This window comes from Agromyces protaetiae, from assembly GCF_030866785.1.
Taxonomy (GTDB): domain Bacteria; phylum Actinomycetota; class Actinomycetes; order Actinomycetales; family Microbacteriaceae; genus Agromyces; species Agromyces silvae.
The window spans coordinates 2514014-2526673 of the sequence record NZ_CP133018.1 but is presented as its reverse complement, the minus strand read 5'-3'; the positions used below and the strand labels follow the sequence as shown (position 1 = coordinate 2526673).

The 12660-nt window shown below is 71.3% G+C and carries 11 protein-coding genes; all 11 read left to right on the top strand.

Annotated features, from left to right (window positions below; translation table 11 throughout):
* Positions 1-147 precede the first annotated feature (147 nt).
* From pyrR to metK, 11 genes are read left to right on the top strand one after another with little or no spacing between them, the layout of a single operon-like run.
* Positions 148-690 carry a bifunctional pyr operon transcriptional regulator/uracil phosphoribosyltransferase PyrR gene (gene pyrR / locus QU602_RS11620; RefSeq protein WP_308796619.1) on the top strand — a complete coding sequence of 181 codons (543 nt, stop codon included), beginning with the start codon at positions 148-150 and terminating at the stop codon, positions 688-690.
* Positions 687-1637 (top strand): aspartate carbamoyltransferase catalytic subunit, encoded by a 951-nt coding sequence (locus QU602_RS11615; protein ID WP_308796618.1) that lies wholly within the window; start codon positions 687-689, stop codon positions 1635-1637. The genes pyrR and QU602_RS11615 overlap by 4 nt, the downstream gene beginning before the upstream one ends.
* Positions 1634-2977, top strand: coding sequence for a dihydroorotase (locus tag QU602_RS11610; protein WP_308796617.1), 1344 nt, complete (start codon positions 1634-1636; stop codon positions 2975-2977). Before QU602_RS11615 ends, QU602_RS11610 begins: the two co-directional genes overlap by 4 nt.
* On the top strand, positions 2970-3569 hold the full coding sequence (locus tag QU602_RS11605) for a PH-like domain-containing protein (RefSeq protein WP_308796616.1): 600 nt from the start codon (positions 2970-2972) through the stop codon (positions 3567-3569). Before QU602_RS11610 ends, QU602_RS11605 begins: the two co-directional genes overlap by 8 nt.
* Positions 3562-4719, top strand: a complete 1158-nt coding sequence (carA, locus tag QU602_RS11600) for a glutamine-hydrolyzing carbamoyl-phosphate synthase small subunit (protein WP_308796615.1) — start codon at positions 3562-3564, stop codon at positions 4717-4719. Before QU602_RS11605 ends, carA begins: the two co-directional genes overlap by 8 nt.
* A complete protein-coding gene (carB, locus tag QU602_RS11595) occupies positions 4719-8009 on the top strand; it encodes a carbamoyl-phosphate synthase large subunit (RefSeq protein WP_308796614.1) in 3291 nt (1096 codons plus the stop codon). The genes carA and carB overlap by 1 nt, the downstream gene beginning before the upstream one ends.
* Entirely contained in the window at positions 8006-8884 is an 879-nt protein-coding gene (gene pyrF, locus QU602_RS11590) for an orotidine-5'-phosphate decarboxylase (protein WP_308796613.1), read from the top strand. The genes carB and pyrF overlap by 4 nt, the downstream gene beginning before the upstream one ends.
* Complete coding sequence (gmk, locus tag QU602_RS11585) at positions 8877-9872, top strand: guanylate kinase (protein ID WP_308796611.1); 996 nt, start codon at positions 8877-8879, stop codon at positions 9870-9872. Before pyrF ends, gmk begins: the two co-directional genes overlap by 8 nt.
* 13 nt (positions 9873-9885) lie before the next feature.
* Positions 9886-10143, top strand: a complete 258-nt coding sequence (rpoZ, locus tag QU602_RS11580) for a DNA-directed RNA polymerase subunit omega (protein ID WP_308796610.1) — start codon at positions 9886-9888, stop codon at positions 10141-10143.
* A 19-nt stretch (positions 10144-10162) separates the two neighbouring features.
* Positions 10163-11470: a bifunctional phosphopantothenoylcysteine decarboxylase/phosphopantothenate--cysteine ligase CoaBC gene (coaBC, locus tag QU602_RS11575; RefSeq protein ID WP_308800157.1), complete on the top strand. Its 1308-nt coding sequence runs from the start codon at positions 10163-10165 to the stop codon at positions 11468-11470.
* The gene (gene metK, locus QU602_RS11570) at positions 11467-12660 is read left to right on the top strand and encodes a methionine adenosyltransferase (protein WP_308796609.1); all 1194 of its coding nucleotides are present in this window, start codon (positions 11467-11469) and stop codon (positions 12658-12660) included. Before coaBC ends, metK begins: the two co-directional genes overlap by 4 nt.

Genomic DNA, 12660 nt, shown 5'->3' with positions numbered 1-12660 from the left:
GCCCCGCCGGCGTGTCGCCCACCGACACGCCGACGGGGCCGTCGTGATTCCTGAGCAAGGAATGAGGCGGGGCGGTCACGCTGGTAGGCTCGGGGGAGTTTGGCAACCTTTAAGGCCGTCCTGTGAGGCGGAGAAGGGAGTCGGTGGATGGCACGTGCCGTGCTCACTCACGCTGACGTCTCGCGGGCGTTGACCCGCATCTCGCACGAGATCCTCGAGTCCAACCGCGGAGCGGCCGATCTCGTCATCCTCGGCATCCCGACCAGGGGCGTGTTCCTCGCCCGCCGGATCGCGGACACCATCTCGCGCATCGAGCCCGATGCCCCGGCGGATCTCGCTGGCGCGCTCGACGTCACGATGTACCGCGACGACCTGGGCCGCACCCGCACGCGCACGCCGTCGCCCACCCGGCTCCCGGCCGGCGGCATCGACGGCAAGACCGTCGTGCTCGTCGACGACGTGCTGTACTCGGGCCGCACGATCCGCGCCGCGTTCGACGCGCTCAGCGACCTCGGACGCGCGAAAGCCGTCCGGCTCGCGGTGCTCGTCGACCGCGGGCACCGCGAGTTCCCGATCCGCGCCGACTTCGTCGGCAAGAACCTGCCGAGTTCCAAGCAGGAGCGCGTGAACGTCCGGCTCGTCGAGTCCGACGGCGAGGACGCCGTGACGATCGAGGGGGGCGACGTATGAGGCATCTGCTCGGCACGAAGGGCCTTCCGCGCGAGCGGGCGATCGCGCTGCTCGACATCGCCGAAGACATGGCGGCCGTGCAGGAGCGCGAGGTGAAGAAGCTCCCGACGCTCCGGGGCAAGACCGTCGTCAACCTGTTCTTCGAGGACTCCACGCGCACGCGCATCTCGTTCGAGGCCGCCGCGAAGCGGCTCTCGGCCGACGTCATCACCTTCAGCGCCAAGGGGTCGAGCGTCTCGAAGGGCGAATCCCTCAAAGACACCGCACAGACCCTCCAGGCGATGGGTGCCGACGGCGTCGTCATCAGGCATCACGCCTCGGGAGCGCCACAGGTGCTCGCCACGAGCGGATGGATCGACGCGGGCGTCGTGAACGCCGGCGACGGCACGCACGAGCACCCCACGCAGGCGCTGCTCGACGCGTTCACCATGCGGCGCCGGCTCCACGGCGCCGCTTCCCGCGGGCGAGGGCTCGACGGCGTGGGTGTCGTCATCGTCGGCGACATCCTCCACTCGCGCGTGGCGCGCTCGAACGTGTGGCTGCTCGAGACGCTCGGCGCGGACGTGCAGCTCGTCGCCCCGCCGACCCTGCTGCCGGTCGAGACCGGCTCATGGCCGGCCCGGGTCGGCTACGACCTCGACGCGGCGCTCGCCGACGCGCCCGACGTGGTCATGATGCTGCGGGTGCAGGCCGAGCGCATGCACGACGCGTTCTTCCCGAACAGCCGAGAGTATGCGAGGACCTGGGGGCTCGACGACGCCCGGTTCGACCGGCTGCCCACGACTACGATGGTGATGCATCCGGGCCCGATGAACCGTGGGCTCGAGATCGCCGCCCGCGCCGCCGACTCCCCGCAGTCCACGGTGCGCGAGCAGGTTGCGAACGGAGTTTCAGTGAGAATGGCTGCCCTGTACATGCTGCTGTCCGGCGAACGGAGCGACGCATGAGCGGGCGCATCCTGGTCCGCGGCGCGACGTTGCCGGGTGGCGAGCGCGCCGACCTGCTGATCGCCGGAGGTGAGATCCTCGAGGTCGGTCAGGTGACGGATGCCTCGGGCGCCACCGTCATCGACGCCGACGGCCTGCTCGCACTGCCCGGCCTCGTCGACCTGCACACGCACCTCCGCGAGCCGGGGTACGAGCAGAGCGAGACCGTGCTCACGGGCACCCAGGCCGCCGCCGCCGGCGGGTACACGGCGGTCTTCCCGATGGCGAACACGTTCCCCGTGGCCGACACGGCGGGCGTCGTCGAGCAGGTCGCGAGCCTCGGCCGGGCCGCGGGCTACGCGACGGTGCAGCCGATCGGCGCCGTCACAGTGGGCCTCGCGGGCGAGCGCCTCGCCGAGCTCGGCGCTATGGCCACCTCGCGGGCGAACGTGCGCGTCTTCTCCGACGACGGCATCTGCGTCGCCGACCCGGTGCTCATGCGCCGGGCCCTCGAGTACGTCAAGGCGTTCGACGGCGTCATCGCGCAGCACGCCCAGGAGCCGAGGCTCACCGTGGGGGCGCAGATGAACGAGGGCGCGCGCTCCGCCGAACTCGGCCTCACCGGCTGGCCCGCGGTCGCCGAGGAGTCGATCATCGCGCGCGACGTGCTGCTCGCCGAGCACGTGGGCTCCAGGCTGCACGTCTGCCACGTCTCGACCGCCGGCTCGGTCGAGGTCATCCGCTGGGCCAAGGCCCGCGGTATCCCCGTGACCGCCGAGGTCACGCCGCACCACCTGCTGCTCACCGAAGACCTCGTGGCGACCTACGACGCCCGGTACAAGGTGAATCCGCCGCTCCGCCGATCGGAGGACGTCGAGGCGCTGCGCGCGGCGCTCGCCGACGGCACGATCGACATCGTCGCGACCGATCACGCCCCGCACCCGGTCGAGGCGAAGGAGAGCGAGTGGGACGCCGCCGCGAACGGCATGGTCGGGCTCGAGTCCGCGCTCTCGGTCGTGCATCAGGCGATGGTCGAGACCGGTCTCCTCGACTGGGCGGGCGTCGCCCGCGTCATGTCAGAGGCGCCCGCGCGCATCGGCCGGCTCGGCGGCCAGGGCGCCGCGCTCGCGGCGGGGGCGCCGGCCGAGCTCACGCTCTACGACCCCGCCGCGTCGGCCATGTTCGACACCGCCCGGCTGGCGGGACGAAGCGGCAACTCGCCGTACCTCGGCATGCAGCTCCCCGGCCGGGTCGTCGCGACCGTGCACGCCGGCTACCCGACCATGCTCGACGGCGCGGTGCGGCCGGCCGCCGAGATCGCCGAGCTCGCGGCTCAGGCCGCCGGGGTCGCGCATGGCTGAGCTGGTCGGCGGCCTCGTCGCCGCCCTCGTGATCGGCGCGGCCGCCGCGCTGATGTGGCGCTCATGGCGTCGGCGCGCGCGACGCGACGCCGCCTACGGGACGTACGCGGTGCCCGCGGGGCTCGGCACGGCCGAGCTCGACATCGAGGCGCTCTACGTCGCGACGACGCCCGTCGGCAGCCCGCTCGAGCGCCTCGCGCTGGCCGGGCTGGCCTTCCGCGGTGCCGCGCACGTCGAGGTCCATGCGGAGGGCGTCCTGCTCCGGATCGTGGGGGAGCAGCCGAGCTTCATCCCCTCGGCGGCGCTGGCCGGTGCGGGCACGGCGACCTACGCGATCGATCGCGGGGTCGAGCCCGAGGGACTCGTCGCCATCACCTGGCGCCCCGAGGCATCGGGTGCGGTCGAGGCATCCGGTGCTGCCGGGGCATCCGCAGCCGCCGCGACCGCGGCACCGCCGCCGGTCCAGGTCGACAGCTACTTCAGAGCCCGGTATCCGGGCGACGCGGCCCGCCTCATCGCGGCCGTCTCCGATCTCGCCGCGGTGGCATCCGTCCCGCGGCCCGAAGCGAAAGAACGAGACACGAATGACTGAGCCGACCCCGCTGACGAGCGATCCCGCGGTGCTCGTCCTCGAAGACGGGACGCGATACGAGGGGCGCGCCTACGGCGCGCGTGGGCGCACGCTCGGCGAGGCCGTCTTCGCGACCGGCATGACCGGGTACCAGGAGACGCTCACCGACCCCTCGTACGCGGGGCAGATCGTCCTCATGACCGCGCCGCACATCGGCAACACCGGTATGAACGACGAGGACACCGAGTCCGCCCGCATCTGGGTGGCCGGGTTCATCGTGCGCGACCCCGCCCGGGTCGTGTCCAACTTCCGCTCCCAGCGCCGTCTCGACGACGACCTCGTGGAGGCAGGCGTCGTCGGCATCTCCGGCATCGACACGCGGGCCGTGACGCGGCACATCCGCTCGGCCGGCGCCATGCGCGCCGGCGTGTTCTCCGGCGACGACGCGCTCCTGAGCGCGGGCGAGCAGCTCGATCTCGTGCGCAGCGGCGCCGAGATGGCCGGCCAGAACCTGTCGGGCACCGTCTCGACCGTCGAGCGGTACACGCTCCCCGCCGAGGGCGAGCGGGTCGGCTCGGTCGCGGTGCTCGACCTGGGCGTCAAGACGTCTACCCTGAAGTACCTCGCGGCCCGCGGCTTCGACGTGCACGTGGTGCCGCAGACCGTGTCGATCGACGAGATCCGCGACCTGGCGCCCGACGCGCTGTTCTTCTCGAACGGGCCGGGCGACCCGAGCGCGTCCGACCGGCACGTCGAGCTGCTCCGCGACTCACTGCGCGACGGCCGGCCCTACTTCGGCATCTGCTTCGGCAACCAGCTGCTCGGCCGTGCGCTCGGCTTCGACACCTACAAGCTGCCGTTCGGTCACCGGGGCATCAACCAGCCCGTGCTCGACAGGGCCACCGGCCGTGTCGAGATCACCTCGCACAACCACGGCTTCGCGGTCGACGCACCGATCGGCGAGATCACCGAGTCGAGCGAGGGCTTCGGCCGCGTCGAAGTGAGCCACGTCGACCTGAACGACGACGTCGTCGAGGGCCTCAACTGCCTCGACATCCCGGCGTTCAGCGTGCAGTACCACCCCGAGTCGGCGGCCGGTCCGCACGACGCCAACTACCTCTTCGATCGTTTCCGCGACCTCGTGGTCGCCAACAAGGAGTCCAACGCCTGATGCCCAAGCGCGACGACATCACCTCCGTCCTCGTCATCGGGTCCGGCCCGATCGTCATCGGCCAGGCGGCCGAGTTCGACTACTCCGGCACGCAGGCCTGCCGCGTGCTGCGTGCCGAGGGCGTGCGCGTCATCCTCGTGAACCCGAACCCGGCCACGATCATGACCGACCCCGACTTCGCCGACGCGACCTACGTCGAACCGATCACACCCGAGATCATCGAGTCGATCATCGTCAAGGAGAAGCCCGACGCGGTGCTGCCGACGCTCGGCGGCCAGACCGCGCTCAATGCGGCCATCGCCCTGCACGACGCCGGCATCCTCGAGAAGCACGGCGTCGAGCTCATCGGCGCGAAGGTCGACGCCATCCGCAAGGGCGAGGACCGGCAGCTGTTCAAGGAGCTCGTCGTGGAGTGCGGCGCCGACGTCGCGCGTTCGCACATCGCGCACACCATGGACGAGGTCCTCGCGGCGGCCGACGACCTCGGCTACCCGCTCGTCGTGCGCCCCTCGTTCACCATGGGCGGGCTCGGCTCGGGCTTCGCCTACGACGAGGACGATCTGCGCCGGATCGCCGGCGCAGGCCTGCACGACTCGCCGACCACCGAGGTGCTCCTCGAGGAGTCCATCCTCGGCTGGAAGGAGTACGAGCTCGAGCTCATGCGCGACACGGCCGACAACACGGTCGTGGTCTGCTCGATCGAGAACGTCGACCCGGTCGGCGTGCACACCGGCGACTCGATCACGGTCGCACCCGCGCTGACGCTCACCGACCGCGAGTACCAGAAGCTCCGCGACATCGGCATCGACATCATCCGCGCGGTGGGCGTCGACACGGGCGGCTGCAACATCCAGTTCGCGGTCGACCCCGAGAACGGCCGCGTCATCGTCATCGAGATGAACCCGCGCGTGTCGCGTTCGTCGGCGCTCGCGTCCAAGGCCACGGGCTTCCCGATCGCGAAGATCGCCGCGAAGCTCGCCATCGGGTACCGGCTCGACGAGATCCCGAACGACATCACCAAGGTGACCCCCGCGAGCTTCGAGCCGACGCTCGACTACGTGGTCGTGAAGGTGCCCCGGTTCGCGTTCGAGAAGTTCCCGGCCGCCGACCCGACCCTCACCACCACCATGAAGTCGGTCGGCGAGGCGATGGCCATCGGCCGCAACTACAGCACGGCGTTGCAGAAGGCCCTGCGCTCGCTCGAGAAGCGCGGCTCGTCCTTCCACTGGGGCGCGGAGGAGCGCAGCGCCGACGAGTTGCTCGAGGGCGCCCGCGTGCCGACCGACGGCCGCATCGTGCTCGTGCAGCAGGCGCTGCGCAAGGGCGCGACCATCGAGCAGGCGTTCGAGGCGACCAAGATCGACCCGTGGTTCCTCGACCAGATCCAGCTGATCAACGAGGTCGCCGAGCAGGTGGCCGCGGCCGAGTCGCTCGATCACGCCACCCTGCTGCTCGCGAAGGACCACGGGTTCTCGGACGCGCAGATCGCCGAGCTCCGGGGCTTCGGCAGCGAGGCCGACGCGCGTGAGGTACGGCACATCCTCGGCATCCGGCCCGTGTACAAGACGGTCGACACCTGTGCGGGGGAGTTCCCGGCGCTCACGCCGTACCACTACTCGAGCTACGACATCGAGACCGAGGTCGCGCCGAGCGATCGGCGCAAGGTCGTCATCCTCGGCTCGGGACCGAACCGCATCGGCCAGGGTGTCGAGTTCGACTACTCGTGCGTGCATGCCTCGTTCGCGCTCTCGGACGCAGGGTTCGAGACGATCATGATCAACTGCAACCCCGAGACGGTCTCGACGGACTACGACACGAGCGACCGCCTCTACTTCGAACCGCTCACGCTCGAAGACGTGCTCGAGGTCATCCACGCCGAGTCGCAGTCCGGCGAGCTCGTGGGCGTCGTCGTGCAGCTCGGCGGGCAGACGGCGCTCGGGCTCGCCAAGGGGCTCGAGGCGGCGGGCGTGCCGATTCTCGGCACGACGCCCGACGCCATCGACCTGGCCGAGGAGCGCGGCCAGTTCGCGGCCATCCTCGAGGACGCCGGACTCCTGGCGCCGCGCAACGGCACCGCGACCGATCTCGCGACCGCCGTGCAGGTGGCCGAGGGCATCGGCTATCCGGTGCTCGTCCGCCCGAGCTTCGTGCTCGGCGGCCGCGGCATGGAGATCGTGTTCGACACCGCGAACCTCACCGACTACTTCACGCGCATCGAGGGTCAGGGCATCGTGGGCCCGACGCATCCGCTGCTCGTCGACCGCTTCCTCGACGACGCGATCGAGATCGACGTCGACGCCCTCTACGACGGCACCGACCTGTACGTCGGCGGCGTGATGGAGCACATCGAGGAGGCGGGGGTGCACTCGGGCGACTCCAGCTGCACGCTGCCGCCGGTGACGCTCGGCCGTGCCGAGGTCGACCGGGTCCGCGACGCGACGCGCCTGATCGCCGAGGGCATCGGCGTGCGCGGCCTGCTGAACGTGCAGTTCGCGATCGGCGCAGGCGTGCTCTATGTGCTCGAGGCGAATCCGCGCGCGAGCCGGACCGTGCCGTTCGTGTCGAAAGCGCTCGGCATCCCGCTCGCGAAGGCCGCGAGCCGCATCATGGTCGGCGCATCGGTGCAGGAGCTCATCGCGGAGGGCATGCTGCCCGAGCAGGACGGTTCGCGCGTGCCGCTCGACGCGCCGGTCGCGGTGAAGGAGGCCGTGCTGCCGTTCAACCGGTTCCGCACGCGCGAGGGCACCATGGTCGACTCGGTGCTCGGGCCCGAGATGCGCTCGACCGGTGAGGTCATGGGCATCGACAAGGACTTCCCGACCGCGTTCGCGAAGAGCCAGCTCGCCGCGTACGGCGGCATGCCGGCGACGGGCACGGTCTTCGTGTCGGTGTCCGACCGCGACAAGCGAGCCGCGATCCTGCCGGTGCTCCGCCTGCAGCAGCTCGGGTTCCGGATCACGGCGACCGAGGGCACGGCCGAAGTACTGCGCCGCAACGGCATCGAGGCCGGTCTCGTGCTGAAGTACCACGACAAGCCGACGCCCGAGGCGACGAGCATCGTCGAGCTCATCCACCAGGGCGACGTGCACGTGGTGGTCAACACGCCGAGCGGCCGGTCGGCGCGGGCCGACGGCTACGAGATCCGCGCATCCGCGGTCGCGGCCGGCATCCCGATCTTCACCACCATCGCCGAGCTCTCGGCGGCCGTCGCCTCGCTCGACGCGGGTGAACACGGCTTCGAGGTCACGAGCCTGCAGGAGTACCAGGCCCGTCGCGAGGTCACCGTATGACGGCGGTGACGCCGTTCGGCGAGCGGCTCGCGGCGGTCTTCGCCTCGACCGGACGCCTGTGCGTCGGCATCGACCCGCACGCCGGATTGCTCGACCGGTGGGGACTGCCCGACTCTGCAGAGGGTGCGCGAGAGTTCGGTCTGCGCGTCGTCGGCGCCGCCGCGGGTCTGGCCGGCGTCGTGAAGCCGCAGGTGGCGTTCTACGAGCGCCACGGCGTCGCCGGGTACGCTGCGCTCGAGCGCGTGCTGCACGAGGCCCGCGATGCCGGCCTCGAGGTCATCGCGGACGTCAAGCGCGGCGACATCGGCTCGAGCGTCGAGGCGTACGGCGAGGCCTGGCTCACGCCCGGCTCGTCGCTCGAGGCCGACGCGATCACCGTGAGCCCCTACCAGGGGCTCGGCTCGCTCGAGTCGGTCCTGCGGCTCGCCGAATCCGCGGGCAAAGGCGTGTTCGTGCTCGCGGCGACGTCGAACCCCGAGGCGGCGGCGATCCAGCGTGCGGTGCTGCAGCAGTCCAGCCGGGCCGGGGAGTCCGTCGGCGGTGCGATCGTGTCCGGCGTCACGGCCTGGAATCAGGGTCTGCCGGATGCCTCGAACCGGGCCATGGGCTCGATCGGCGTCGTCATCGGCGCGACCGTCGACCTCGCGGCCGCGGGCATCGACCGCGATGGCGAGCCGCCGCGGCCGGGCCTGCCGGTGCTTGCGCCGGGCTTCGGCCACCAGGGCGCCGCCGCATCCGAGTACCGCGGGATCTTCGGTGCGCTCGCGGGCGGCGTGCTCGTCAGCGAATCGCGTTCGATCCTCGCGGCGGGGCCAGACGGCCTCGCCGACGTCATCGCGCGCCGGGTCGACGAAGTGGGAGTTGCAGGTGCCTGAACCGATCGAGCCGGCCACGACCGGATCCACGTCGACGAGGACGCCGCCCGAGGTCGACCGGGTCGCCGCATCGCGCGCCGCCGTCGCGGCCCGGCGCGCCCGAGCCGCCGTGAAGCGTGAGATCGCCGACGGCGTGCGCAGCCCGCTCGACGTCCTGCGTGCCGCGTTCACCGATCCCGACGGGGTCGAGGGCCGCCTGCGCGCGACCGAGTTCCTGGGCGCGATCCCCGCGATCGGCGAGACGAAGACCGCCCGCATCATGACGGAGCTGCAGATCGCCGACGCCAAGCGGCTCGGCGGGCTCGGCCGCCTGCAGCGCCGCCGGCTGCGCGAGTTCGTCGCCGACTGGGTGGCCTCGCACGGCGGCTTCGGCGACCGGCTCGTGGTGCTCGCCGGGCCCACGGCGGTCGGCAAGGGCACCGTCGCGAACTACATCCGCACGCACCACCCCGAGGTGCGGCTCTCGGTGTCGGCGACGACCCGGCCGCCGCGGCCGGGCGAGATCGAGGGCGAGCACTACTACTTCGTCGACGACGCCGAGTTCGATCGGCTGGTCGCGGCGGGCGAGTTGCTCGAGTGGGCGACCGTCCACAACGCGTACCGGTACGGTACGCCGCGTGGCCCGGTCGAGGCGGCGATCCGCGCCGGTGACCGGGTGCTGCTCGAGATCGACATCCAGGGCGCTCGCTCGGTCCGCCGGGCGATGCCCGACGCCACGCTGGTCTTCCTGCTGCCGCCGACCTGGGAGGAGCTCGTGCGCCGGCTGGTCGGTCGCGGCACCGAGACGCCCGCCGAGCAGCAGCGCCGGCTCGAGACCGCGAAGGTCGAGCTGGCGGCCGTCGAGGAGTTCGATCACCAGGTCGTGAACCGCGACGTCGGCGAGGCCGCGCGAAAGGTCGTAGACTTGATGCGGCCTCGGAAGGGCCGGCGACCCGCCGCCCTCCGCCACGATCTTCCGCGCACCGGTCCTGCGCACCCCGCGAACTGAGGAGTCCACGTTCATGGCTGAGAAGCTTTCCGGCATCATCGACCCGCCCATCGACGACCTGCTCTCGAAGGTCGACTCGAAGTATCAGCTCGTGATCTTCGCGTCGAAGCGCGCGCGTCAGATCAACGACTACTACGCCGACCTGCACGAGGGCAGCCTGTTCGACAACGTCGGCCCGCTCGTGGACTCGTCGATCGACGACAAGCCGCTCACCGTGGCCATGCACGAGATCAACGAGGACAAGCTCCGCATCCGCCCCGTCGGCGAGTAGTCCGGGCGCGTCCGTGCCGCTGAACGTCGTCGTCGGCATCACCGGCGGCATCGCCGCCTACAAGGCCGTCGGCGTCGTGCGCGCGCTCGTGCTCGCGGGGCACGACGTCCACGTCGTGCCGACCGAGGGTGCGCTGCGATTCGTCGGCAGGCCGACGCTCGAGGCGATCTCGCGCAATCCGGTGCACACCGACCTGTACGAGGGCGTCTCCGAGGTGCGGCACGTGGCGATCGGCCAGGCGGCCGATCTGATCGTCATCGCCCCGGCGACGGCGAACAGCATCGCGAAGCTCGCGACCGGACTCGCCGACGACCTGCTCGGCAACACCGTCCTGGCGAGCGAGGCGCCGCTCGTCATCGCGCCCGCGATGCACACCGAGATGTGGCGTCATCCGGCGACCCAGGCGAACATCGACACGCTCCTCGCCCGGGGGGTCACCGTCGTCGGTCCCGCGGTCGGACAGCTCACCGGCGCCGACTCCGGGCCGGGCCGCATGGAAGAGCCCGAGGCGATCGTGCGCGCCGCGCTCGCGGTCGTGGGTGAGACGGATGCTCCGTCTGGAACCGGCGCCGGAGTCGCCAGGTCCCACGATCTCGCGGGCCGGCGCATCGTGGTGTCCGCCGGCGGCACTCGGGAACCGCTCGATCCCGTGCGCTTCCTGGGCAATCGCTCGAGCGGCAAACAGGGTGTGGCCATCGCCGAGGCGGCGCGCGCCCGCGGGGCATCCGTGACGCTCGTCGCGGCCAATCTCGAGATCGCCGAGCCCACTGGGTGCGCGGTGCGGCAGGTCTCGACCGCGCTCGAGCTGCGCGACGCGATCCGCGAAGCGGCCGTCGGCGCCGACGTGGTCGTCATGGCGGCCGCGGTGGCCGATTACCGCCCGGCGGCGGTGAGCGAGGCGAAGCTCAAGAAGACGCCCGGCGATGCGGGGCTCACGCTCGAACTGGTCCGCAACCCCGACATCCTCGCCGAGCTCGGCCACGCGCCGCACGACGGCACGGTGCTGGTCGGCTTCGCCGCCGAGACCGAGCCCGACGACGTGCGGCTCGTCGAGCTCGGCCGCGAGAAGCGCGCAGCGAAGGGTGCCGATCTGATCGTGGTCAATCGCGTCGGCTGGCACGAAGGGTTCGCCGGCGACGACAACCGTGCGACGGTCGTCGGCGAAGACGGCGCGGTCGTCACCGAACTTCACGGAACGAAGGTGTCGGTGGCACACGGCATCCTCGACGTGGTTGTCTCGGTTCTGACCGACCGCAGTTCGACCGAGCGCGAACCGACCGCCGGCCGACCGGCCCGCACCACCGATGAGGAGTCCGACCCCCGATGAGCGATCTGCGCCTGTTCACCTCCGAGTCCGTGACCGAGGGGCATCCCGACAAGATCTGCGACCAGGTGTCCGACTCGATCCTCGACGCCCTGCTCGCGGTCGATCCCGCGGCGCGCGTCGCGGTCGAGACGCTCGTGACCACCGGGCTGGTCCATGTCGCCGGCGAGGTAAGCACCTCGGGGTACGTCGAGATCCCGAGCATCGTGCGAGAACGGGTGACCTCGATCGGGTACAACTCGTCCGACGTCTGGTTCGACGGTCGCTCGTGCGGCGTCTCGGTGTCGATCGGCGGGCAGTCGCCCGATATCGCGCAGGGCGTCGACGACGCGTTCGAGACCCGAGAGGGCTCGAGCGTCGACGAGCTCGACCGGCAGGGGGCCGGCGATCAGGGCATCATGTTCGGCTACGCCGTGCGCGAGACGCCCGAGCTCATGCCCGTGCCGATCTGGCTCGCGCACCGCATGGCCGAGCGGCTCTCGCACGTGCGCAAGGCCGGCGAGCTCGACTACCTGCGGCCCGACGGCAAGACCCAGGTCACCGTGGGCTATGAGGGGCAGACGCCGCGAACGGTCGAGACCGTGGTGCTGTCGACCCAGCACTCGCCGCAGGTGTCGACCGAGCAGCTCCGGGCCGAGGTCGAAGAGCTCGTCGTACGGCCGGTGCTCGACTCGGTCGAGCTCGCGCGCCCCGGCCTCAACGTGTTGATCAACCCGACCGGCCGGTTCGAGATCGGCGGCCCGCAGGGCGATGCCGGCCTCACCGGGCGCAAGATCATCATCGACACCTATGGCGGCGCGAGCCGGCACGGCGGCGGTGCGTTCAGCGGCAAGGATCCGTCGAAGGTCGACCGCTCAGCGGCGTACGCGATGCGCTGGGTCGCGAAGAACGCGGTGGCCGCCGGGCTCGCCGACCGGCTCGAGCTACAGGTCGCCTATGCGATCGGCAAGTCCGCACCGGTAGGTCTCTACGTGGAGACGTTCGGCACGGGTGCGCTTCCCGACGCGCAGATCATCGCCGCGATCCGCGAGGTGTTCGACCTACGGCCGGCCGCGATCATCCGCGACCTGAACCTGCTGCGTCCGATCTACGCCAAGACGGCGGCCTACGGGCACTTCGGCCGCGAACTGCCCGAGTTCACCTGGGAGCGCACCGACCGCGTCGACGACCTGCGCGCGGCCGCCGGGTTGTAG